This is a genomic window from Acidovorax sp., from assembly GCF_046314175.1.
GTDB lineage: Bacteria > Pseudomonadota > Gammaproteobacteria > Burkholderiales > Burkholderiaceae_C > Acidovorax.
Window position 1 is genome coordinate 15,132 of the sequence record NZ_JBKBXG010000026.1, and the last position, 23,703, is coordinate 38,834.

The following is a 23,703-nucleotide window of genomic DNA, read 5'->3' on the forward strand; positions in this document are numbered from 1 at the left end:
AACGATCGTCCTTGGGGCTTACTCGGGAAGAATGATGTGCGTCCATGTTTCACTCACAGCGTTGTTGTCGTGTTGAAGAAAAGCGCGCAGCTCGATCGGTTGATCGGCCTTCAGGCGCTGTACGCGCACCGTCATGCGCCATTGATTCGTTGCGGGGTTGCGATAGACGATGTTTTCCAGCACCTTGCCGTTGGCATCGCTGGTCACCACTGCTTTCACCGTGGCGTCTGCCGCGAGGGCCTTGAGAGCGGGGCCGTCAAAATCGACCACGTACTGCGTTTGCTCGGCCAGTGCCTGTTCGTTCAGCTTGGTGTAGCCAACGCCGCGGCGCGACTGCGTGGCCCATGCGCTGGGAGGGCGTTGCTGGTCGTCGCCTTGCCAGCTCAACTCGTAGGCAAACTCCAGCGGCTGACCGGGTGGCGGCATTTGGGCTGGTACCCAGTACGCCACGATGTTGTCGTGCGTTTCGTCGGGCGTGCTCAGCTGTACCAGTTCCACGCGGCCATCGCCCCAGTCATGCAGCGGGCGAATCCAGGCGCTCGGGCGGCGCTCGTAGCGGGCTTCCACGTCTTCGTAGCTGGACCATTCGCGGTCGCGCTGCATCAAGCCAAAGCCCTTGGGGTTCTTGGTGGTGAACGAGGTGACCAGCGGCTGCTTTGGGTTTTGCAGAGGGCGCCAGAGCCACTCGCCCTCGCCCGTCGCGATCATCAAGCCGTCGGAGTCATGTACTTCGGGCCGGAAGTCCTGCTTGCGCGGCTGGTTCTCGCCAAAGAAGAACATGCTGGTCAGCGGCGCGATGCCCAAGGTGGCAATAGGCTTGCCCGCGCCGGACCGCATGAACACCCGGCTGCGCACGGTGGTGGTGGTCTGCGGGCCAGGCGTGATGTCGAACTGGTAGGCGCCCGTGGCCCGGGGCGAATCCATCAGTGCGTAGACAGTCACCTTCTGGGCACCGGCTTCAGGCTTCACCAGCCAGAACTCCTTGAAGCGGGGAAACTCTTCACCCGAGCCACCCACGGTGTCAATCGCCAAACCGCGTGCAGACAGCCCGTATTGCTGGCCTTTGCCCAGCGCGCGGAAGTAGCTCGCGCCCTGAAACACCACCAACTCGTCCTTGTAGTCAGGCGAGTTCAGGTGGTTGTGCAGCCGGAAACCCGCAAATCCGAGATCACCCCAGTTTTGCGGTTTGACCTGGTTCTTGCCATAGTCAAAATCGGCGCGGCTGTAGCTGATGTGGCGCGCACCTTGCGGGGTGACTTCGTTGAGGAGCACGGGCTCGGTCTGGTACAGCCCGAGATGGAAGAACATCGCCTCGAACGGCAATTTGTCGGCACGCCACAACGCGCGGTCGGGGCGCCAACGGATGTCCCGCACCTGGTCGTAGTTCAGCTTGGCAAGGTCGGCGGGCAGCTTGTCGCTGATAGCGCGGTAGGGCTGGGTTGCGCCATCCCGGGCAAGGCGGGTCACGCTCTCGAAATCAAACGCCTGGGCAGACGCTGCACCGGCCAGCAGCGAGGCGGCCAGCGCAATCGCCGGGCCAGCGGAGCGGCGGGCCCGGCGTGAAAAAGTGGAAAGAACCGCGTACATGCTGACATACAGGGCAAACCCTGTGCCAGCTTGAAAAAACTCTTTTAAATCAACAACTTGGCGCTGCTATGGCATGTAAGCGTTTGTGCATAAGCCCCCAACGACTTCAAATCATCGATTTTTGTCGCTGTTTAGCGACGGGCAGTGGGCTTCAATATATAAAACCCATATAAATCAATAACTTACTCGTGTCGCTCTTCGGCGACGTCATCCGCGGCGCCCCCGTCAGCCTTGAAATTGCCCGGAGTGAGAGCGTGTTTCTGAAGCAGGCGATAGAACTCCGTGCGGTTGCGTTGGGCCAGCCGCGCAGCGTCGGCCACATTGCCATCCGTCATCTTGAGCAGGCCCACCAGATACTCGCGCTCAAAGCGCTGACGCGCCTCAGTAAAGCTCAGTACCTGCGTGGACGGGGTGCGCAGTGCGCGCTGCACCAGCGTCAGGGGCACCAACGGGGTGGTCGACAGGGCGCACACCTGTTCGACCACGTTGAATAACTGTCGAACGTTGCCAGGCCATGCGGCCGTGGTCAGCGCCTTGAGTGCCTCGGGGGCGAAACCGGACAAGCGCTTTCCGTACTTGCGGGCCAGCTTGTCGAGAAAGTGGTTGGCCAGCAGTGCGATGTCTTCGCGCCGCTCGCCCAGCGTGGGCAGCATCAGCGTGACGACGTTGAGGCGGTAGTACAAGTCTTCCCGAAACTGCGCGGTGGCCATGGCCGCTTCCAGATCGCGGTGGGTCGCCGAGATGATGCGCACGTTGATGGGAATGGCCTGGCTGGCCCCCACCGGCCGCACTGCGCGCTCTTGCAGCACCCGCAGCAGCTTGACCTGCAGCGCGGGCGGCATGTCTCCGATTTCATCGAGCAGCAGCGTGCCGCCTTCTGCAGCCTGGAAAAGGCCTTTGTGGTTGCTCACCGCATCGGTGAACGCGCCTTTGACATGGCCGAACAGTTCGGACTCCAGCAAGGCCTCTGGAATGGCGCCGCAATTGACGGCGACAAACGGCCGCGCAGCGCGTGGGCTGGCACGGTGTATGGCCTGCGCCAGCAACTCCTTGCCTGACCCGCTGTCGCCCAGCAGCAGAACGCTGGCGTCGGACTGCGCCACCATGTAGGTCTCGGCCAGCAGGTCGGTCATCCGGTTGGATCGACTCACAATTTCAGCACGCCATGCTTCGTTGGCATGAGCGTGGGTGACTGCGGGGGCGCTCAGCGCCAGTGCTTGGCCAATTTTCTCCAGCAGCTCTTTGCCGTCATAGGGTTTGGTGAGATAAGTGAACACCCCGCGTGATGTCGCTTCGACTGCGTCTGGAATAGTGCCGTGGGCCGTGAGCAGGATGACCGGAAGGGAAGGGTGTCGGGCACGTACCTCGTCAAACAGGGCCAGCCCGTCACGCCCTGGCAAGCGCACATCGCTCAGAACCAGTTGGGGCCGCGCCATGTCCAGCTGCGCCAATGCGGCTTCGGCAGATGTCACGGCCACCACGTCATATCCGGCCCCGTTCAGACGCAATGACAGCAGCCGCAGCATGTCTGCGTCGTCGTCCACGACCAGGATACGGGCACCAAGGGACGCGCGGTGGGGTGTTGGGGTGGCCATAGGGGTGATCCGTGCAGCGTTGGTCACGGCACTGGCCGTGCAGGGCTTGCGCCGTTGCTGGATGCCGGGCTGGCGGGTGCAGGCGCAGGGCGGGTGGTCAGGCTGCGTTCGATGGCACGCACGGCCTCCAGGCGCTCGTTGAGCTGTTCGTTGCGCCGCTGGGCCTCGCGCAACTGCTGGTTTTGGCGATCAATCTGGTCTTCCAGCCGGCGTTGCTGCAACAGGCGTGACTCCAGTAAGCGCGCCAGGGGGTGCAAGGCCTGCGCTGCCGGGGTGGAGTTGCCGAGCACCCGTAGCACCAGCCCCTGGGCGCGTGCGGTGTCGACAGGCTGACGCGTTTGCGCCAGAGCGACGGCCAGGAGCAGCGGGTTTTCAACTGCCGCTTCTTCCAATTCGGTCAGTCGGGCAATTTCCTTGGCCAGATCCTGCGGCGACAGGCGCAGCGTGCGGTCGGCCTGTGCCAGCACGAGCGCGGCGGGGTCCACCACGAAGATTTTCTTCGGCTTGCTGACAGGTTCGTTGACCTCTGGCTCTGGGGGCGCGGGCGTTTCCACCACGGTGGCCGCTGGAGGCTCGGGTGGGGCCAGGGGCGGCGACGCCATGCTGCTGCAGCCCGTCATCAGGAATGCAACTGCCAGCAATGCAGCCCACATCAAGGGTTGCCGCGCCTCAGGTGGCGCGGCGGGAATGGAATGACAACTAGACAACATGCGGCAGTTCTATGCGGAAAAAGGTGTGGATACCATCGTCGATCAGCTGCAGGCGGCCCCCATGGGCGACAACGTATTCATTGACAATGGAAAGGCCGATGCCGGTGCCGCGCACGGCGTCCTCGGGCTGTCGGACACCTCTGTAAAAGGGTTCAAAAATACGATCACGGTCGGCACCCGCCACGCCGGGCCCCTGGTCTGTGACGTCGATGCTGATATGCCCCGGTGTGCGGGAGAGTATCAGCCGCACGGTGCCGCCCTTGGGTGAAAAACGGATGGCGTTGGACAGCAGATTGCTGATGGCAGAGCCGATCTTGTCCGCATCAACAGGCAGGGACACATCCTGCCCCTCGACCAGCACGCGCAGTCCGCGCGCTTGCCACTGCAGGCGCTGAGATTCCACCTGGGCTTCGAGCAGTGCGAGCAGGGCGGTGTCCTGTCGCTGAAGCTGCCGCGCCTCAAACGCAGCGGCGTTGAACCTGAGCAGCGCCTCGATCTCGCCCTGCAAAACCAGCGTGTTGTGGTGCAGTATTTGTGTCACCTCGCGCTGGCCCGGGGTCAGTTCGCCAGTCACTCCGTCCTGCAGCAGGGCCACGCCTTCGCGCAAGGCCGCCAACGGGGTCTTGAGTTCATGGGACACGTGTCGCAGAAAGCGGGCCTTGTCGGCGTCCAGTTCCAGCAACCGCAATCGCAGCCATTCCAGCTGCTGCCCCACGCGACGCATGTCGTCAGGGCCGGATATGAGAATGGCCTGATCCAGCTGGTTTTCGCCCAGCTTGCGAATCGCGCTTTCAAGGCGTTTGAAGGGCCGCGCAAGCCAGATGCCCAGTGCCAGCGCCAGAGCCAGTGCCAGCACGATCACGCCCACCACCTGGTGTGTGACGTTGCGTCGGCTGTCCTCAACGCGCTCCTGCAGGAGCGCGTTGCGCTGGGTATTGATGTCCTGCACCGACTGGTATACAGCGGTGTGAAGCGCCTGCAGCGCTACAAACTCTTCAGCTACTCGGCGCTCGTTCTCCAGCGCGCGCTCCGGCGGGGCATCGAGCAGCGCCTTGACGGTGTCCAGCCGTTCACGCCATTGCGCAGCCTGCTCTTGCGGCAGGCCCCCGTGCTGGAGCTTGTCAAGGAGCACCTGTGCCTCCCCGGTCATGTCGTTGAAACTGCGCCGCAGGGGGGCATCGCGCAGCACCAGTGACTGGCGGGCGGCGCGCTCCAGTGCCTGCCCCCGCTGGTTGAGCGCCTGAGCGGCGGCATTGAGGGCGGTTGCCTCAGTCGCCCCCAGCCGGCTTTGCACCATCAGTTGCTCCAGCGTGTGCAGCGCTCGCAGGGAGCTCACACCCAACAGGCCGGCAATCAGCAAAAAAGCCAGCAGCAGAAGCTGCTGAAACGACAACCCATGCAACGCGCCTTCAGGCCCTGGGCGCGTGATCGGTGTACTGTCTGCTGCCATTCCAGTGTGAACAGGGCCTAGGCCGCGAGCACTGGCTCGCGTGTAACCACTTCTCCGCGCAGCGTATAGGCCTTGGCTTCTGTAATGGTCACATCCAGCATCTGGCCGATCAGGCGGGGCTGGCCCACAAAGTTGACCACGCGGTTGCATTCGGTGCGGCCCATCAACTCGGTGGTATCGCGCTTGGAGACGCCTTCCACCAAAATGCGCTGCACCGTACCCACCCGGCTTTCGCTGATGGACTTGATGTTGGCGTTGATCACGCCCTGCAGGTGCTGCAGGCGGCGCAGCTTTACATCGTGCGGCGTGTCGTCGTGCAGGCCAGCCGCCGGGGTGCCTGGGCGGGGGCTGAAGATGAAGCTGAAGCTGTTGTCGAAGTGGATGTCGTCGATGAGCTTCATCATCTTGTTGAAGTCGTCTTCCGTCTCGCCCGGAAAGCCCACGATGAAGTCGCTGCTCATGGCCAGGTCGGGGCGGATGGCGCGCAGCTTGCGCACCGTGCTCTTGTATTCCATGGCGGTGTAGCCGCGCTTCATGGCCATCAGGATGCGGTCGCTGCCATGCTGCACAGGCAGATGCAAGTGGCTGGCCAGCTTGGGCAGCTTGGCGTAGGCCTCGATCAGCCGGGGCGTGAACTCGTTGGGATGGCTGGTGGTGTAGCGGATGCGCTCGATGCCAGGGATGTCGGACACGTATTCGAGCAGCAGGGCAAAGTCGGCAATCTCTGCGGTGCCACCCATCTTGCCCAGGTAGGCATTGACGTTCTGACCCAGCAGCGTGATTTCCTTGACGCCCTGATCCGCCAGGCCTGCTACTTCGACCAGCACGTCATCAAACGGGCGGCTCACTTCTTCGCCGCGCGTGTAGGGCACCACGCAGTAGCTGCAATACTTGCTGCAGCCTTCCATGATCGACACAAAGGCCGATGCGCCTTCCACCCGCGCGGGTGGCAGGTGGTCAAACTTTTCAATCTCGGGAAAGCTGATGTCCACCTGCGGCTTGTCCAGGCGCTCGCGCTGGTTCAGCATCTCGGGCAGGCGGTGCAGGGTTTGGGGGCCAAACACCACGTCCACATAGGGAGCGCGCTTGATGATCTCGGCGCCTTCCTGGCTGGCCACGCAGCCGCCCACACCAATCTTCACGCCTTTGGCTTTGAGGTGTTTGATGCGGCCCAGGTCGCTGAACACCTTCTCCTGGGCTTTTTCACGCACCGAGCAGGTGTTGAAAAGGATGAGGTCGGCCTCGTCCACGTTCTGCGTGGGCTCGTACCCCTGTGCGGCGTGCAAGACGTCTGCCATCTTGTCCGAGTCGTACTCGTTCATCTGGCAGCCGAAGGTTTTGATGAAGACTTTTTTGGCCATGGCTGGTTCGCAATCGGAAAAGGGATGCAGCGGCGCGCCCGGGCGGTGCCGCACTGTGCAATGGCTGGGCCGCATGGAGCGCCTCAGCCCGGGAATTACTTCTGGACCGGGTCGAATTCAGAGCGGTAATTGCGCTCGACCGTGTCGCTGCCCTTGCGCGGCTGGTCCGCCTCGCTCTGGCTCAATATCCAGGCGGACTGCAGCATGCCGGTGCTGGGCTCGATGAGGTAGTTCACCTTGAAAGTCTGGCCCAGAACCGTGTGCGCCATGACCAGAGAGTTCTGCGGGCTGAACAGGCGCATGCCGGGCGCCATGCGGATGGCGCGGCCATTAAGGGTGGCGTCCGATGTTGCGGTGATGGTCAGCGTGCCGCGCAGCGCGGCGTCGGGGAAAGTGCGGGAGACGCCCAAGGCGCCCTGCACCTGCGCCGAGGCGGGCAGTGAGCCCCAGAGCACGGCACACCCCAGGCCGACGGCCAGGGCGCATTTCAGGAACTTGGTGGGGGAGGGGGATGTTGTGGGTTTCATGGGGCAGCGGTGCTTGGTTTATATCCAGGGGCTGGAGGGGGATTCTAAGATGCGCGGCAAATAACCATTCAAGGCAAAGCACATGAGCGAATCATTGGAGCAGGCCCGTCAGGCTTTCGTGCGGGGCATCGCGCTGTTCGAGGGTGGGCAGTACGAGCCTGCCGACGAGGCATTCACCCAGGCCCTGGCGCTGGCGCCGGGGCGGGCGTCCGTGCTGCTGAACCTGGGAGTGACCAAGGTCCATCGCCAACTGTTCGAACAAGCGGAACCCTTGCTGCAGGCCGCCCTGGCCGCCGACGACACCCAGGGCGACGGCTGGGCGGCGCTCGGGCTGGCGCAGATGGAGCTGGGGCAGTGGGAGGCGGCGCGGGGCAGCCACGAAAACGCCTTGGCACGCGGCGTGGCGTCGGCCGTGGTCCGCATGCGCCTGGGGCAGTGCCTGGCGCGTGCAGGCCGCACCCCAGAGGCGCTGGCCGCGTTGGAAGCGGCCGTACAGCAGGACACGGACCTGGCCGAGGCGTGGAGCCAGCTCGGTCACCTGCGCCGCGAAACGCAGCAGCCCGCCGAGGCAGCGCGCTGCTACCAGAATGCGCTGGATCGCGGCGCAGATGCCGACCTTCACCGCTACTACCTCGCAGCGCTGCAGCACGGGGCACCCGTCGCCCAGGCGCCTCGCCAGTACGTGCAGACCCTGTTCGACCAGTACGCCCACGAATTCGAGGACCATCTGGTCGGCCAATTGCGCTACCAGGGGCATCAGGTGCTGGTGGAGAAGTTGCCCGCCGCCTGCCCGCCCCGCTTCGCGCAGGTGCTGGACCTGGGCTGCGGCACGGGCCTGTGCGGCCTGCACATCAGGCCCCGCTCAGAGGTGCTCTGGGGCGTGGACCTGTCGGCGGCCATGCTGGACAAGGCCCGCGCGCGCGGTGCGTACGACCGGCTGATCGAAGGAGACCTGGTGCAGGCCTTGCGCAGTGAAGCTGCTCTGTTCGACTTGGTGTTGGCGGCAGACGTGTTCATCTACGTGGGTCACCTGGAGGACGTTTTTGCGTTGCTGGCGCAGCGTATCCGCCCCGCCGGGTGGCTGGCCTTCACGATCGAAGAAGCGGTGGAGCTGGAAGACGAGCCCCAACTGCTGCCCAGCCTGCGCTATGCCCATCCGCTGAGCTATATCCAGGGGCTGGCTGCGCAGCATGGCTTTCGATGCGTACATACCCACAGCGCCCCACTGCGGTGGGACCAGGACACCGGGGTGCCTGGCCAGTACCTTTATCTGCAGCGATCTATATAAAAAAGATAGCTGTTGGCGCCTGTCTACATTGAATTTGAATCGACTTTCATATTGAAATCCAATGTAGACGAGCGCTGGTAGCTATGAATTTTGATAGTCTGCGCAAAGAAAAACCCCCAGCACTTGAGTGCTGGGGGTTTTCAATTTGGTGGTCGTAGGTGGACTTGAACCACCGACATCAGCATTATGAATGCTGCGCTCTAACCAACTGAGCTATACGACCGAAGTCCCGAATTATAGAACAAAATTTATTGGTGAGTAAAGTTGGCTGCGCGCTTGTTCATGAAAGCGTCCATGCCTTCCTTTTGGTCCTGCGTGGCGAACAGAGCATGGAACAGGCGGCGTTCAAACATCACGCCATCGCTCAATGTTCCTTCGAAGGCGCGGTTGACCGACTCCTTGGCGGCCATCAAGGCGATCTGCGAGAACCCGGCGACGATGATGGCCGCGCCAAGGGCCTCATCCATCAGCTTGTCGAAAGGCACCACGCGGCTGACCAGTCCAGCGCGTTCCGCTTCGGCCGCGTCCATCATGCGGCCAGTGAGTGCCATGTCCATGGCCTTGGCTTTGCCCACGGCGCGGGGCAAGCGCTGTGTGCCGCCCGCGCCGGGAATCACCCCCAGCTTGATCTCGGGCTGGCCGAACTTTGCCGTCTCTGAGGCAATGATGAAATCGCACATCATCGCCAGTTCACAGCCGCCACCCAGCGCAAAGCCGCTCACAGCGGCAATCACGGGTTTGCGGATGGTGCGAATGGCTTCCCAGTTGCGGGTGATGTAGTCACCCTTGTAGGTGTCCGCGAAGCTGTACTTGGCCATAGCCCCAATGTCAGCCCCGGCAGCAAAGGCCTTTTCACTGCCTGTGATGATCATGCAGCCGATTTTTTCGTCGGCATCAAATGCTTTCAGCGCAGCGCCGAGCTCGTTCATGAGCTGGTCGTTCAGCGCATTGAGCTGCTTGGGGCGGTTGAGCGTGATGACGCCAACCTTGTCCGCTTCGACGCGGACCTCGATGGTTTCGTAGGCCATGAAATCTCCTGGGTTTGTGGTTTGTTCTATCGACGACACAAAGAAATATACCGAAGAGAGTTAGATCGTCTGCCGCCTATGCCAACCAGCGGCCCAAAGCAGCGGTGTCTGTGGCCGTCAGGCTGATGGTGTCGGACGGGGCAGAGGGCTCGGGCGTCTTGGATTTTTTGCTGCCGTTTTCGCGGGTCTTGCCAGCGATGGGCAGCTCCAGCGGCAAACGCAGCAGGCGCCCGTCACGCGACACGATGGCAGTGAGCGAATGCTCAACACCCGCGCAAAAGGCCACATCGTCCAGCTTGCAGATACGCCATTCCTGCCCGAGCACCACCAAACCAAGCCATTCGTCCCCGGCAGCAAAGCCTGCCTTTTCTGCAGCGCCACCCCGCAAGACCGTTTTGATCTGCACGCTGTGATTTTCTGCCACGCGTATTCCCAATCGCTGGGCCCACTGGGGCGTCTCGGGTTTGAGTGCGACGCCGTGCGCAGCCAGCACTTCCGCCAGGGGCAACTCTGCGGTGCTGTGCACCCAGTGCTGGATTTCGGCATCAAACGGGCGGCCTGCCAGCTCGAGCAGCACGTCGCGCAAGTCGGATTCCTGCATGGGGCCAGCCGCACAACGGGTCCACAGCGCGCGCATCACGTCGTCCAGGGTGGCTTTGCCCTCGCGGCGCAAGGCAAGATCAAGGCACAGCGCAACCAGGGAGCCCTTGGTGTAATAACTCACTGTGGCGTTGGGGGTGTTTTCGTCTTGTCTGTAGTACTTCACCCACGCGTCAAAACTGGCCTGTGCGACGGTTTGCACCATTCGCCCAGGCGTTTGAAGCACCTGGTTGATGGTTTTGGTGATGAGCTTCAGGTAGGCCGCGTCATCGATCAAGCCTGCACGGCGCAGCAGCAGATCGTCGTAATAGCTGGTGAAGCCTTCAAAAAACCACAGCAGCTCGGTGTAGTTTTCGCGCGTGTAGTCATACGACGTGAACTCGGAAGGGCGCAAGCGCTTCACGTTCCAGGTGTGAAAGTACTCGTGGCTGATCAACCCCAGCAGCGTGTTGTAGCCATCGCCCGCTCGGGCCTCGCCCATGCGCGGCAGGTCGCGGCGGCCACAGATCAGCGCCGTTGAGTTGCGGTGCTCCAGGCCGCCATAGCCGTCACCCACCGCATTGAGCATGAACAGATAGTTCTTGAAAGGCGCTTTGCCCTCGCTATGCCAGAAGCGGATGGCGGTCTCGCAAATCTTCTGTGTGTCGGCCAGTAGTCGCTTGCCATCGAAAGAAGGTGCTGCACCCGCCACGACAAAGCGGTGGGCGATGCCGCCCGCAGTAAAGCGGCCCACCCAGAAGGTACCCATTTCTACAGGGCAGTCCACCAGTTCGTCGTACCCGGCCGCGGCGTACATGCCAAAGCCGCGAGGGTCGATCTGAACCCCTTTCAGCCCCGTGGCCACAGACCATTTTGCCGTTGCTGGCGTACTGGCAATTTCCAGTGTGTGGCGCTGCGCTTCCGCTCCATGTACCCGCAGGCAAAGGCTGGTGCCGTTGAAAAAGCCGCGAGAGGCATCGAGCCAGGCTGTGCGCACCGAGTTGTCGTATGCGCACACCGCATAGGTCAGAACCAAGGGTTTTGCGGGGTTGCAACTGGCTTGCCAACGGTGCTTGTCCAGCTGAATCAGTGTGACATCGCGCTTTCCCTGCTGTGCCTTCAATTGTTGAAGGTTCTTGGAGAACTCGCGCACCAGGTAGCTGCCCGGTATCCATACCGGCAGCGACACCTCCTGCGACGCCTTCGGGTTTGCCACCGTCAGGGTGACAGTGAACAAATGGGCATTGATGTCGGTCGCTTCGACCCGGTAGTGAACGGCAGAAGGTTGCAATGTGGATGCGGTTTGGCGTGCAGAAGGCATGGGCGCTTGCAGGTACTGGCGTTGCGAGGGTCTAAACGCATCGCACGGGATAACAACGATGCGCCCAGGACGGACGCGCGTGCGTCAATTGGTGGTAGGCGAATCCTTGGCCACTTCGGCCAGCCGTTTTTCAACCTCTTGCGCGCCGATGGCGCCGGGCACCCGAATGCCATCGGCAAAGATCAATGTGGGAGTGCCGGTGATTTTGTGCTTTTTGCCAAAGGCCAGATTGCGCTGCAGCGCGCTGGTGTCACAGCTGGCAGCGGCAGGGGTCTTGTCTTTGATCATGTAGTCCTGCCACGCCGCAGTTTTGTCCTTGGCACACCAGATATTGCGAGATTTTTCGGCCGAATCGGGGCTCAGGATGGGGTACAGGAACAGATAGACCGTCACGTTGTCGACGTTCTGAAGGTCACGCTCGAAGCGCTTGCAGTAGCCGCAGTTGGGGTCTTCAAACACAGCGACCTTGCGCTTGCCGTCGCCCCGCACAATGGTGAAGGCATCCTTGAGGGGCAGGGCCGAAAAGTCAACGGCGGTCAGCTTTGCGATGCGGTCTTCCGTCAGGTTGCGCCGGGCCTTGGTGTCAATCAGCTCACCCTGGATCACATAGTTGCCCTTGGCATCGGTGTAGAAAAGATCGGTACCGATACGCACCTCATACAACCCCTTCATGGGTGTCGGGCGCACTTCATCGATTTTGTCCATCTGAGGAATGCGCTCGGCCAGCGCCTTGCGGATGCCCGCTTCCTGTGCGGTGGCCACAAGGCTCAAAGAGGCGAGGGAGGCGGCAGTCAGCAGGGTGGAAATCAGTTTCATTGTGGTCTCGTTCAATCGATCAGGTTGGCGGCACAGTGCGGTCGCAAAGTGCTGTCACTGCATGCCCATGGCTTGGCGCGCTACAAAATTTTTCAGCGGTCCGCTGCGTTCAAAGCCTTTCATTCCCCAATTGCGCAGCGATTGCAACGGGCCTTCTTGGCGCATGAACAATTGCTGCAGACCGTCCGTTGCCAGGCCCATGGCCAGCAGCGCCGCCTTGCGCTCGCGCTCGTAACGCCGCAGCAGCCGCACGTCTCCCGGGCTGCGCCAGTAGTCCCGCTGGTGCAACACATTGGCCAGTGCCTGCGCATCGCCCAGTCCCAGGTTCAACCCTTGGCCCGCCAGAGGATGCACGTTGTGCGCCGCATCGCCTGCCAACACCCAGCTGCGAACGCCCCGGTTGTCCGTCGGGGCTGTTCCGCACCAGCGGCCTGCTTTCGCCAGCTGCAGCGGCCAGGTGGCGCGCTCAGCGCACAGTGTCAGCGTGCCCAGGGCACCGTGGCTCGCTTGCTTCAACTTTTCCGCAAAGGCTTCAGGCGAAAGCACCATCAGCGCCTCCGCCTGGTCCTGCATGACGGACCAGACAACCGCCACAGAGTTCCCCTCGGTCCCCTCCAAAGGCAGAAAAGCCAGAATCCCGTCGGGTGAAAACCATTGGCGTGCTGTCTGTCCATGCGGATACTCGCAACGCACGCGCGTGGCAATCGCATGCTGCGCGTAGGGGGTGACGTCAAAATTCACGCCGAACTCGGCCCTTGTGCTGCTGGCGCGCCCTTCGCAGACCACTGTAAGGGCGGCCGCGACAGGCGCATCCACGACCTCCACCTGAGGCTGGTAGCGGACTGCTTCAGCAAGGCGTGATTCCAGGGCTGGCACGTCCACAATCCAGGCGAGGGCTTCTACCGACTGGGTGTCAGCGTCAAAACGCACAACAGCGTCCTGGTCCCCCAGCACCTGCATATGTTTTACCGCGGTGGCGTGCTCTGTGTCGGGCCAACTGCGCAGCGATTCCAGTAAACGGCGGGATGCCATGTTCAGTGCATACGCCCGCACATCCGAGATGGCAGGGCTCTTGGGTGCAGCGGCGGGCACCAGGGCCACTTTCAGACGTTCTCGCGCAAGCAGCAGAGCCAGCGTTTTACCCACAATGCCAGCGCCGCGGATACAAATGTCAAAGTTTTGGGCCATGCGGGGCATTGTAGGAGTGGTCTTACGCCCCCTCTAGCGCAGGGCAAAATTGCACCCTTCTTCTGTATGGCCCATTTGAGGAGCACCCTGCGTGAGTTTCAATCCCGATAGCGATCTGTCCGGCACCATTGCGCGTTTGTTTGTGTACCCCGTCAAGTCCTGCGCGGGTATCGAGGTGCAGCAGGCGCTGTTGACCGAAACCGGCCTGGACCTTGACCGGGCCTGGATGGTCGTAGACGCCCAAGGTGCTTTCCTGACCCAGCGGGCGTTGCCGCGCATGGCCTTGATCCGGCCGCAACTCAAGACTGATGAGATGGTGCTACAGGCCCCCGGCATGCTGGCATTGCATGTGGCTATTGATGCGGTGGAGTCGCCTGCCACGGTCACGGTGTGGCGAGACACCGTGCCCGCATGGGACATGGGCGCTGTGGCCGCGCAGTGGTTTACGGATTTTCTGGGCCAGCCCTGCCGACTGGTTCGTTTCGACCCCGAGCACAAGCGTTTGTCCAGCATGGCGTGGACGGGTGGGGTCGAAGCCCCCAACCAGTTTGCGGATGGGTTTCCCATCCTTTTGGCGAGCGAGGCCTCGTTGGAAGAACTCAACACGCGCCTGGCAACCGCAGGGCACGCGGCGGTTGGCATGGACCGGTTTCGCCCGAACGTGGTGCTGGCAGGCCTCGATGCGCACGACGAAGACCGTGTGGACCTTGTCCGCGTTGATGGCGGGGCCGAAGGCCAGATGCATCTGCAGCCCGTCAAGCCCTGTGCGCGTTGCCCCATCCCCAATATCGATCCTGCAACCGCACAGACCGACCCGTTGGTGGGCGACACGCTGCGCACCTACCGCCGGGACAAGCGGCTGGACGGTGCTGTCACCTTCGGCATGAATGCCATCGTGCGCCAGGGGGCAGGCCAGATGCTGCGTGTGGGGCAGCGCATCGGGGCCGATCTGCGCTTTGATTGAAGCCTGAATGGGAGTGCTGGACCAGGGCTGGCCGCTGGGCCCGTAAAATCGGCGGTTTGTCTCCGAAATCCAGAAAGCCCTGCCATGAGCCTCCAATGCGGCATCGTGGGCCTGCCCAACGTCGGCAAGTCCACCCTTTTCAACGCGCTGACCAAGGCCGGCATCGCCGCCGAGAACTATCCGTTCTGCACCATTGAGCCCAATGTGGGCGTGGTCGAAGTGCCGGACCCCCGCCTCAAGCAACTGGCCGACATCATCTCGCCCGAGCGCATCGTGCCGGCCATCGTCGAGTTTGTGGACATTGCCGGCCTGGTGGCGGGCGCCAGCCAGGGCGAAGGCCTGGGCAACCAGTTCCTGGCCCACATCCGTGAGACCGACGCCATCGTCAACGTGGTGCGCTGCTTTGAAGACGACAACGTGATCCACGTGGCTGGCCGCGTCGACCCGATCTCTGACATCGAAGTCATTCAGACCGAGCTGTGCCTGGCCGATATGGGTACGGTGGACAAGGCGCTCAACCGCTACACCAAGGCCGCCAAGTCGGGCAATGATAAGGACGCCGCCAAGCTGGTAGCGCTGCTCACGCGCATCCAGGCTGCACTCAACGAAGGCAAGCCAGCGCGTTCGGTGGAGATCACCAAGGAAGAGCAGCCCCTGCTCAAGTCCCTGTGCCTGATCACCGCCAAGCCCGCGATGTTTGTGGGCAATGTGAGTGAAGACGGCTTTGAGAACAATCCGTTCCTGGACCGCCTCAAGGAATATGCCGCCAGCCAGAACGCTCCGGTGGTCGCCATCTGCGCCAAGATGGAAGCCGAAATGGCCGAAATGAGCGATGAAGACCGTGACATGTTCCTGGCCGAGATGGGCCAGACCGAGCCCGGCCTGGCCCGGCTGATCCGTGGGGCGTTCAAGCTCTTGGGCCTGCAAACCTATTTCACCGCGGGCGTGAAGGAAGTGCGCGCCTGGACGATCCACATCGGTGACACGGCCCCCCAGGCAGCGGGCGTGATTCACGGCGACTTTGAGCGTGGCTTTATCCGCGCGCAAACCATTGCCTTTGACGACTTCATCGCGCTCAAGGGCGAACAGGGCGCAAAGGACGCCGGCAAGATGCGCGCCGAAGGCAAGGAGTACGTGGTGAAAGACGGCGACGTGCTGAACTTCCTCTTCAACGTCTAACCTTGTTTGGCTCCCTGGCGTCGCAGCGCCAGGCCACGCACATGGCAGTCCCTGGCAACCTTTGGTTGGCCAGGGATTTTTTTGATCTGTCGCAGGGACTGCACAAGTACTCGCTGCACCATGGGCCATGTGCCGCTAACCTACGCGCGCCGCGCATTGATGCCTTTTTGCGCGCTACTGGAAAACACGGAGAGTGAACGCGTCAGTTCTCCGTAAGATGCGCGGGTTTGCCTGCCGGGGGCTCCCGCCCCTGCTCCCAGTCTCTTTCGGTAAACAGTCACCCGCACCAACCCAGGCCACCGCCTGCATCCCTATGCTCTTCGGACGCAAGAATCCCTTTTCGGCCACGGACGCCTTTCCCCTGTCCGACGCCGTCATGGAATTCGATGATTCGTCTTCGGCCATGGTGCGCCCCGCACGGCGTGCGTTGGATAGCTTTGGCGCGCGCCCTCAGCCCAGCTCTCGACAGGAGTGGCTTGCGACTGGTGCGCTGATCAGCCTTTACACCCTGGCGCTGGTGGTTTTTTGGAGTTTGGGCATGGTGGACGCCGAGACCGTGGGCGTGCTCGCGGCCATGATCGCGGCGGGCTGCGCGGTGTTCTGGGTGGTGCTGTACTCGGGCGCAGTGCAAAAGATCCGCCAGCGGACCTTGAAGCTGGCCATTGTCACGACGGCACTGGCCTGCATGCTCGGGATTTTCTACCTGGCCCCCGTCACGCAGATACTGTTGACGCCGTTTGCCTTTGTTGCTGTTTCCTACGGCATTTTTACCGTGCCCCGGCGCACCTGCCTGGTGTTGGCCACGGGCGTTCTGTTGGCGTATGCCCTGATCGTGTGGCTGCACTACGCCCAGCAGCAAAACGATGCCTTGCTGCGGCTTGAGCTGATGCACCTGCTGGCTTTGCTGGTGTCGCTGCCTGCCTTCATCGTGCTGATGGGCAAGGTCCAGCGCCTGTACCGCAGCCTGTACCGGGCCAGCCGCAAGATCAAGAACATCCAGGAAGACGCCCAGCGTGATCCGCTGGTGGGCTGTTTTAACCGGCGGTACGTGCTGGCGGCGCTGGAGGAACAAAAGCAGCTGGCGGACGAAAGCGGCATACCGCTGTGCCTGGCCGTGCTCGACCTCGACCATTTCAAACGCATCAACGATGAACTGGGCCACCTGGGCGGAGACGAGGTGCTGCGCACTTTCGCGCGCGTCGCGCAGCAGGGTGTGCGGGGCGGTGATGTGTTTGGGCGGTATGGGGGCGAGGAGTTTTTGCTGATCTTCCCGGGCACCTCGCTACTGCCCGCGCTCAATACCTGCGAACGCATTCGGGCGCAGGTGGAGACGTACGCCTGGACGGGGCTTCTCAAGGGGCGCGTCACCGTGTCGATGGGTGTGACGCAATATGTTCTGGGGGAGTCCGTGCTGGAGTTCTTCAGCCGTGCTGACACGGCCATGTACATGGCCAAAGAAGGTGGGCGCAATCAAGTGGTGGTGGAAGAGCCCATTTCCAAAGACGACTCCCAGCTCTCCGAACCCAGCGCGCACGCATTTCTGTAGCGTCATGTGCGTGGGCCGCAGTTCCGGAGCGGATCTGTAGTGGACTGGCGGCGGCTAAACCGCTAAACCGCTAAACCGCCAAATGCCCCGGCATGAAGTACAGCAACACAGTGGTCATGATGAGGTAGCGAAAGAACTTGCCCACCGCCATATAGGCCAGGCAGGGCCAGAACGGCAGTTTCAGCCAGCCTGCCACGGCGCACAGCGGGTCGCCCACCACGGGCAGCCAACTGAGCAGACATGCTCTGGCACCAAAGCGTTCCAGCCATTTCAGTGCCCGCACATCGGTGTGGTAGCCGCGGGCCTTGTCCACCACCTTGTGTGCGCCCAGGCCCATCCACCAGCTCACGCCGCCACCCAGGGTGTTGGCCACCGTAGCTACCAAAATGGCGGGCCAGAACATTTCGGGGTTGATCTTGATGAGCCCGAACACGGCGGGCTCAGACCCCAGCGGCAGCAGCGTGGCCGAGATGAATGACACAACAAAAACCGTGCTCAGGCCAAACTGTGGCAGCGCCAGCCACGCCAGCAACTGGTGCATCCATATTTCCCAGATTTCCATAGGCGCCGAGTTTAGGCCCGCCGTGCATGCGCTGTGGGTGCAAAGGGCACTGTCCTACACCGGTCTGCGTCATGGACGCATGGTGGGGCGCAAAGGCCGTTTGTATCGTGAAGCAACAGTACCCCTGCACGCCGCCAACGGGAGGACCCCATGCAATTTGCCCCTCGAAGCTCCACGCCTGATCGCACTCCGCGCGCTGAACGCCTCGCAGCTGTGCGGGCGCCTTTCACTGCTCATGGCGGGTTTGTGGTGGTGGCCCTATTGCTGGCCGCGTGCGCGCGCAGCCCCTATGCGGCCGTGCCTGTGACGGGAAGCAATGTTGCGCAATCCGCGGTGGTGGGGGCTGCGGCGTGCCGCGAGACCCCTGCCGCCCGCAGCGCCTTGCAGAACATCTCCCAAGAGCTGCAAGCCCAGGGCATGGCAATGAAAGCAACATGCCAGGCCGACGGTGGCGGGTGGGTGGTGCAGATTCGGGTCATGGACGGCGTCAAGGCCAGTCAGGTCGTGCGCGGGCCTTTGGCTGACGGGCATGACGTGGACATGGGGACCCCCGCTGGTGTGCCCCTGGCGGGGGCCTCCACGGCATCCAAGGGCTTTTCGCCCGACGTGCAGCACAACCGCCAGTGGCTGCACGCGCTGATGGCGCGCCACCAGTTCGACAACGTGCCGGATGCCTGGTGGCACTTTGCCCAGCGCGGCGCTGCGTCCGGGGACACGCAAACGGATCTAGCCGCGCGTTGATCCGCCGTTAAAGCGGCGGCAGCGGGCGTGGCGTAGGGCCGTTGTCGGGCGTGTCTGGCGCGCTCGATATGCCGCAAAACACGGCTTGCAATTCATTTCAACTGCTGAAATTTTGAGCAGGTACAATCCTGCCTCCTTTTTCAGCAATCGCTGCTGCCCCCATCCCGCCCCCTCCCATGCACATTGGCCACATTCCTTTGGCGAACCGGCTGTTCGTCGCCCCTATGGCGGGCGTCACCGACCGGCCGTTTCGCCAGCTGTGCAAGGCGCTGGGCGCGGGGTACGCAGTCAGCGAGATGGTGACCTCGCGCAAGGACCTGTGGAACAGCCTCAAGACCTCGCGCCGGGCCAATCATGAAGGGGAGCCGGGGCCCATTGCCGTGCAAATCGCTGGCACCGATGCACCGATGATGGCCGAGGCTGCGGTCTACAACGTGGAACGCGGCGCGCAGATCATCGACATCAACATGGGCTGCCCCGCCAAGAAGGTGTGCAACAAGTGGGCGGGTTCTGCGCTGATGCAGAACGAAGCCCTGGCGGTAGAAATTGCCGCGGCGGTGGTCGAGGCCTGTGCTCCTTTCAACGTGCCCGTCACGCTGAAGATGCGCACGGGCTGGTGCCAGGAGCACAAGAACGCCGTGCAACTGGCGCGCCAGTTCGAGGCCGTGGGCATTCAAATGCTCACGGTGCACGGCCGTACGCGCGAGCAGGGCTACAAAGGCTTTGCAGAGTACGACACCATCGCCGCCGTGAAGGCATCGGTGAAGGTGCCCGTCGTGGCCAACGGCGACATCACTTCGCCCGAAAAGGCGCGCGATGTGCTGGCTGCCACCGGGGCTGACGCGATCATGATCGGCCGCGCCGCCCAGGGTCGGCCGTGGATCTTTCGCGAGATCGGCCACTTTCTGGCCACGGGCGAACACCTAGCGCCGCCGCTCGTGGCCGAGGTGCGTCGCCTGTTGCTGGACCACCTGCACGACCACTACAGCCTGTACGGCGAGCTGACCGGGGTGCGCAGTGCACGCAAGCACATTGCGTGGTACCTGCGCGCGCTGCCGGGCGGCGAGGCCTTGCGGGCACATATCAACACGATCGAAGACTGCACCACGCAGTGGCAGGCCGTGGCCGACTATCTGGATGCCTTGGGGCAACAGATGGACCGGATGCCGGTGGCCACCGACGTGGGCGCAAACACAGAAGAACAAGAGGGATTGGCTGCATGAGCAAGAAACACATAGAAGAATGCGTGCGCGAGAGCCTGCAAGGCTACTTTCGCGACCTGGGTGGCGAGACGCCTGACGGCATGTACGACATGCTGGTGCGCGTGGTCGAAAAGCCGCTGCTCGAAGTGGTGATGACCCAGGCCGACAACAACCAGTCGCGTGCCGCCGAGTGGCTGGGCCTGAACCGCAACACGCTGCGCAAGAAGCTGGTCGAGCACAAGCTGCTCTAAGGCCGACGGATCAATAACTATCAAATTTATAGCTGCTAGCGCTTGATGGATAAGCGCTAGAGCCTGTTTTATTCAAACTCTCCCCACCCACACCATGAACGCACTCCTTTCCGTCTCCGACAAGACCGGCATCGTCGAATTTGCACAAGCGCTGCATGCGCTGGGCATCAAGCTCTTGTCCACCGGCGGCACCGCCAAGCTGCTCGCTGACAAGGGCCTGCCGGTGACCGAAGTGGCCGAAGTCACCCAGTTCCCCGAAATGCTCGACGGCCGCGTCAAGACCCTGCACCCCAAGGTGCACGGCGGCCTGCTGGCCCGCCGCGAGCTGCCTGCCCACATGGCGGCCCTCAAAGAACACGGCATCGACACCATCGACCTGCTCGTGGTCAACCTCTACCCCTTTGAAGCCACCGTGGCCAAGGCCGGTTGCACGCTGGCCGATGCCATCGAGAACATCGACATCGGTGGCCCCGCCATGGTGCGCAGCGCCGCCAAGAACTGGAAGGACGTGGGCGTGATCACCTCGGCCGACCAGTACGAAGCCGTGCTGGCCGAGCTGAAATCGGACGGCAAGCTGTCTGACAAGTTGCGTTTTGCACTGTCGGTGGCGGCGTTCAACCGCATCGCCCAGTACGACGGCGCCATCAGCGACTACCTCTCGTCGGTGACGTTTGAAGAAGAGAAGCTGTCGGAAACGTACGTGCCCACGCGCTCGCAGTTTGCAGGCCAGAGCAACGGCATCTTCACCAAGGTGCAAGACCTGCGCTACGGAGAGAACAGCCACCAGCAGGCTGCGCTGTACCGCGACCTGCACCCCGCCCCAGGCTCGCTGGTCACTGGCGTGCAGCTGCAGGGCAAGGAACTGAGCTACAACAACATTGCCGACGCCGATGCGGCGTGGGAATGCGTCAAGAGCTTTGAAGCCGCCGCCTGCGTGATCGTCAAGCACGCCAACCCCTGTGGCGTGGCCGTGGGTCTGGATGCCTTGAGCTCCTACAGCAAGGCTTTCCAGACCGACCCCACCAGCGCCTTTGGCGGCATCATCGCCTTCAACCGCGTGGTGGACGGCCAGGCCGCAGCACAGGTCAGCAAGCAGTTTGTCGAAGTGCTGATGGCCCCCGACTTCACGGCCGAGGCACTGGAAATTTTCAAAGCCAAGGCCAACGTGCGCCTGCTTAAGATCGCCCTTCCTTCGACATCTTCCGCACACGGCGGCAAGACGGATTGGGCGCGCGGCCGCAACGCCATGGACGCCAAGCGCATCGGCTCGGGCCTGTTGCTGCAGACCGCCGACAACCATGAGCTGTCGCTCATCGACCTCAAGGTCGTGACCAAGAAGCAGCCGACGCTCGAAGAAATGGAAGACCTGCTGTTCGCCTGGAAGGTCGCCAAATACGTCAAGAGCAACGCCATCGTCTTCTGCAAGGGCGGCATGACCATGGGCGTCGGCGCGGGGCAGATGAGCCGCCTCGACTCGGCCCGCATTGCCAGCATCAAGGCGGGCCATGCCAATCTGAGCTTGCAGGGTACCGTGGTGGCCAGCGATGCGTTCTTCCCCTTCCGCGACGGCCTCGATGTGGTGGTGGATGCAGGCGCCACCTGCGTTATTCAACCCGGCGGCTCGATGCGCGACAACGAAGTGATTGACGCAGCGAATGAGCGTGGTGTGGCCATGGTGTTCAGCGGCGTGCGCCACTTCCGCCATTGATCATCAAGATGCGATGGGCTTGGCCATGCTGCGCCTGTTGCTGTGCAGCCCGTTGAGCCGATGCGATGACCCCACCTCCTTTTAACGACGAGCCCGACACGCGCCGCCCGCGCTGGGTGGCGTGGGCCATTGGCGTGGTGGCGGTTTGCATCGCGTTGGGCATGTTGAACCTGGCCTGGCTCATGCTTGCCGGGGCGCTCGGGCCCACGGTCGAAAAGGACACTGCTGCACCCGCTGATACGGCGAGTGCACCTGCAACTACCACCACGGCGGCGTTGCCGTTGCCTGCAACCGCTAGCAGCTGCTTGCGTTGCCATGGTGTCGAACGTTCCTATGTCGGGCCCGCCTTCATAAGCATTGCCGAGCGCTACCGTGACCGGGCGGACGCGCAACCGTACCTTGCAGGCAAGATCGTGAATGGGAGTGTGGGCGCGTGGGGCCGCGTCATCATGCCGCGCCAGGTAGGCATTACCGACGCGACGGCGCGTGATCTGGCCGCCTGGATCATGCAGCTTGCGCTGCCTCCTGCGTCTGGCGCGCAAGACGCTTCCCAAAGCAATCCGGCCAGCGGCGCCGCGGCGCGATAGTTCGCGCAACCATTCCGTGACTGCGCGAGCAAGGTTGTTTCAGATGGGCCTCGCAGGGAAAGTTTGAAGCGTTTTCAGGCGCTAGCGCTTGTGTATAAAGCGCTGGCAGCTATGGTTTTTGATGTGCCTGTGGCGGCTGCTCCTGCCCGTCTCAGCGCGCTGCAGCCTCCGCAAAGTCCAGTGGCAGCCCCACGTAGTTTTCCGCCAGCGAGGTCGATGCCGCGCGGGAGTTCACGAGGTAGTCCAGTTCCGCCTCCTGCATCTTCTGGCCGAACTCGCCCGTATCGGGGAAGCGGTGCATCAGCGAGGTGAACCACCACGAGAAGCGCTCGGCGCGCCATACGCGGCGCAGGCAGCGGTCAGAGTACGTGTCGATGCCGGCGCTGGACTTGTCGCGGTAGTAATCGGCAAACGCATTCCACAGATAACCCACGTCGCTGGCGGCCAGGTTCAGCCCCTTGGCGCCCGTGGGCGGCACGATGTGGGCAGCGTCGCCCGCGAGGAACAGGCGGCCAAAGCGCATGGGCTCGGCCACAAAGCTGCGCAGCGGGGCGATGCTCATCTCCAGCGCGGGGCCGGTCACCAGGTTCGCGCGCGCCTCGGGGTCCAGGCGGTTACCCAGTTCGGTCCAGAACCGGTCGATGCTCCACTGCTCCACCTTGTCGGTCGTGGGCACTTGCACGTAATAGCGGCTGCGCGTGTTGCTGCGCATGCTGCACAGGGCAAAGCCGCGTTCGGTGTTGGCGTATATCAGCTCATGCGAGACGGGCTTCACATCGGCCAACACACCCAGCCAGCCAAAGGGGTAGACGCGTTCGTAGGTGTGCAGCGCAGCGGCGGGTACGCTGGCGCGGCACACGCCGTGGTAGCCATCGCAGCCTGCGATGAAGTCGCAGGTCAGGGTGTGCGTCTGTCCATCTTTCTCGTACGTCACGCGGGGTTGCTGGCCATCAAAGTCGTGCACGCTCACGTTCTGCGCGTCGTACACCGTGGTCAGGCCTGCGGCGGTGCGTGCGTCCATCAGGTCGCGGGTCACTTCGGTCTGGCCGTACACCGTCACGCGGCTGCCGCCAGTCAGTGCGTGAAGGTCGATGCGGTGGCGTGCGCCCTTGAACAATAGTTCGATCCCATCGTGTGGCAGGCCTTCAGCCTGTGCGCGGGCGCTCACACCCGCCTGGTCCAGCAGGTCCATGCTGACCTGCTCCAGCACGCCAGCACGGATGCGGCCGAGCACGTAGTCAGGGCTGCGCTGTTCGATGATGACGGCGTCAATGCCGGATTTGTAAAGCAACTGGCCGAGCAGCAGCCCGGCGGGGCCTGCACCAATGATGGCAACCTGTGTACGCATGTCTCTGTACCTCGTTAGGGATCGTGGAATTACCGTGGAAAACAACCAGGTTGAGCGTAGGTCCCGGGGCGTCCGTAAGCCAGTGGCCACGGGGGATAGCGTGCGATTGCCGAATAGCTTGTGCGATGATCGCGCAGTTATTGATATGCGTCATGTGCCGCGCCG

General features: G+C 62.7%; 21 protein-coding genes and 1 tRNA gene. 9 read left to right on the forward strand and 13 right to left on the reverse strand.

All coding sequences use genetic code 11. The features are described from left to right. Positions 1-18: 18 nt before the first annotated feature. The 6 genes from ACK4OE_RS09560 to ACK4OE_RS09585 form a co-directional block, all read right to left on the reverse strand. Positions 19-1,587 carry a glucan biosynthesis protein G gene (locus ACK4OE_RS09560; protein WP_409884580.1) on the reverse strand — a complete coding sequence of 523 codons (1,569 nt, stop codon included), beginning with the start codon at positions 1,585-1,587 and terminating at the stop codon, positions 19-21. 182 nt (positions 1,588-1,769) lie between these two features. Continuing rightward, positions 1,770-3,182, reverse strand: coding sequence for a sigma 54-interacting transcriptional regulator (locus ACK4OE_RS09565; protein WP_409884581.1), 1,413 nt, complete (start codon positions 3,180-3,182; stop codon positions 1,770-1,772). 23 nt (positions 3,183-3,205) lie between these two features. Further along, positions 3,206-3,892, reverse strand: coding sequence for a hypothetical protein (locus tag ACK4OE_RS09570; protein WP_409884582.1), 687 nt, complete (start codon positions 3,890-3,892; stop codon positions 3,206-3,208). Next, a complete protein-coding gene (locus tag ACK4OE_RS09575; RefSeq protein WP_409884583.1) occupies positions 3,882-5,342 on the reverse strand; it encodes a sensor histidine kinase in 1,461 nt (486 codons plus the stop codon). The genes ACK4OE_RS09570 and ACK4OE_RS09575 overlap by 11 nt, the downstream gene beginning before the upstream one ends. Before the next feature lie 17 nt (positions 5,343-5,359). After that, entirely contained in the window at positions 5,360-6,703 is a 1,344-nt protein-coding gene (gene miaB, locus ACK4OE_RS09580; RefSeq protein WP_409884584.1) for a tRNA (N6-isopentenyl adenosine(37)-C2)-methylthiotransferase MiaB, read from the reverse strand. Positions 6,704-6,798: 95 nt separating this feature from the next. Continuing rightward, positions 6,799-7,230, reverse strand: coding sequence for a hypothetical protein (locus ACK4OE_RS09585; protein ID WP_409884585.1), 432 nt, complete (start codon positions 7,228-7,230; stop codon positions 6,799-6,801). A gap of 82 nt (positions 7,231-7,312) precedes the next feature. Between ACK4OE_RS09585 and ACK4OE_RS09590 the strand changes: the two genes are divergently transcribed. Next, positions 7,313-8,518 carry a tetratricopeptide repeat protein gene (locus ACK4OE_RS09590; protein WP_409884586.1) on the forward strand — a complete coding sequence of 402 codons (1,206 nt, stop codon included), beginning with the start codon at positions 7,313-7,315 and terminating at the stop codon, positions 8,516-8,518. A 146-nt stretch (positions 8,519-8,664) separates the two neighbouring features. On the opposite strand, the gene ACK4OE_RS09595 is transcribed toward ACK4OE_RS09590, so the two are convergent. From ACK4OE_RS09595 to ACK4OE_RS09615, 5 genes are all read right to left on the reverse strand, one after another. Continuing rightward, a tRNA-Met gene (locus tag ACK4OE_RS09595) sits at positions 8,665-8,741 on the reverse strand. A gap of 25 nt (positions 8,742-8,766) precedes the next feature. Then, entirely contained in the window at positions 8,767-9,546 is a 780-nt protein-coding gene (locus tag ACK4OE_RS09600) for an enoyl-CoA hydratase (RefSeq protein WP_409884587.1), read from the reverse strand. A gap of 76 nt (positions 9,547-9,622) precedes the next feature. Next, a complete protein-coding gene (locus tag ACK4OE_RS09605) occupies positions 9,623-11,446 on the reverse strand; it encodes a M61 family metallopeptidase (RefSeq protein ID WP_409884588.1) in 1,824 nt (607 codons plus the stop codon). An 84-nt stretch (positions 11,447-11,530) separates the two neighbouring features. Then, positions 11,531-12,262 carry a DsbC family protein gene (locus ACK4OE_RS09610; RefSeq protein ID WP_409884589.1) on the reverse strand — a complete coding sequence of 244 codons (732 nt, stop codon included), beginning with the start codon at positions 12,260-12,262 and terminating at the stop codon, positions 11,531-11,533. Between the two features lie 54 nt (positions 12,263-12,316). Further along, entirely contained in the window at positions 12,317-13,450 is a 1,134-nt protein-coding gene (locus ACK4OE_RS09615) for an FAD-dependent monooxygenase (protein ID WP_409884590.1), read from the reverse strand. Between the two features lie 91 nt (positions 13,451-13,541). On the opposite strand from ACK4OE_RS09615, the gene ACK4OE_RS09620 reads away from it, so the two are divergent. The 3 genes from ACK4OE_RS09620 to ACK4OE_RS09630 all read left to right on the forward strand — a co-directional run bounded on the left by ACK4OE_RS09620 (position 13,542) and on the right by ACK4OE_RS09630 (position 17,139). Continuing rightward, complete coding sequence (locus tag ACK4OE_RS09620; protein ID WP_409884591.1) at positions 13,542-14,414, forward strand: MOSC domain-containing protein; 873 nt, start codon at positions 13,542-13,544, stop codon at positions 14,412-14,414. An 84-nt stretch (positions 14,415-14,498) separates the two neighbouring features. After that, complete coding sequence (ychF, locus tag ACK4OE_RS09625) at positions 14,499-15,593, forward strand: redox-regulated ATPase YchF (protein ID WP_409884592.1); 1,095 nt, start codon at positions 14,499-14,501, stop codon at positions 15,591-15,593. Between the two features lie 313 nt (positions 15,594-15,906). Continuing rightward, positions 15,907-17,139 (forward strand): diguanylate cyclase, encoded by a 1,233-nt coding sequence (locus ACK4OE_RS09630; protein ID WP_409884593.1) that lies wholly within the window; start codon positions 15,907-15,909, stop codon positions 17,137-17,139. Between the two features lie 70 nt (positions 17,140-17,209). On the opposite strand, the gene ACK4OE_RS09635 is transcribed toward ACK4OE_RS09630, so the two are convergent. Beyond that, the gene (locus tag ACK4OE_RS09635) at positions 17,210-17,680 is read right to left on the reverse strand and encodes a YqaA family protein (RefSeq protein WP_409884613.1); all 471 of its coding nucleotides are present in this window, start codon (positions 17,678-17,680) and stop codon (positions 17,210-17,212) included. Between the two features lie 171 nt (positions 17,681-17,851). Here ACK4OE_RS09635 and ACK4OE_RS09640 point away from each other — a divergent pair, with 171 nt between their 5' ends. The 5 genes from ACK4OE_RS09640 to ACK4OE_RS09660 all read left to right on the forward strand — a co-directional run bounded on the left by ACK4OE_RS09640 (position 17,852) and on the right by ACK4OE_RS09660 (position 22,190). Continuing rightward, positions 17,852-18,442 (forward strand): D-Ala-D-Ala dipeptidase, encoded by a 591-nt coding sequence (locus ACK4OE_RS09640; protein WP_409884594.1) that lies wholly within the window; start codon positions 17,852-17,854, stop codon positions 18,440-18,442. A gap of 176 nt (positions 18,443-18,618) precedes the next feature. Then, positions 18,619-19,665: a tRNA dihydrouridine synthase DusB gene (gene dusB / locus ACK4OE_RS09645; protein ID WP_409884595.1), complete on the forward strand. Its 1,047-nt coding sequence runs from the start codon at positions 18,619-18,621 to the stop codon at positions 19,663-19,665. Continuing rightward, on the forward strand, positions 19,662-19,895 hold the full coding sequence (locus ACK4OE_RS09650; RefSeq protein ID WP_409884596.1) for a Fis family transcriptional regulator: 234 nt from the start codon (positions 19,662-19,664) through the stop codon (positions 19,893-19,895). Before dusB ends, ACK4OE_RS09650 begins: the two co-directional genes overlap by 4 nt. Positions 19,896-19,989: 94 nt before the next feature. Continuing rightward, a complete protein-coding gene (gene purH, locus ACK4OE_RS09655; protein ID WP_409884597.1) occupies positions 19,990-21,603 on the forward strand; it encodes a bifunctional phosphoribosylaminoimidazolecarboxamide formyltransferase/IMP cyclohydrolase in 1,614 nt (537 codons plus the stop codon). A 65-nt stretch (positions 21,604-21,668) separates the two neighbouring features. Then, positions 21,669-22,190: a c-type cytochrome gene (locus ACK4OE_RS09660; protein ID WP_409884598.1), complete on the forward strand. Its 522-nt coding sequence runs from the start codon at positions 21,669-21,671 to the stop codon at positions 22,188-22,190. Between the two features lie 151 nt (positions 22,191-22,341). Here ACK4OE_RS09660 and pobA read toward each other — a convergent pair whose 3' ends face one another. Beyond that, entirely contained in the window at positions 22,342-23,538 is a 1,197-nt protein-coding gene (gene pobA / locus ACK4OE_RS09665; protein ID WP_409884599.1) for a 4-hydroxybenzoate 3-monooxygenase, read from the reverse strand. Positions 23,539-23,703: the final 165 nt, after the last annotated feature.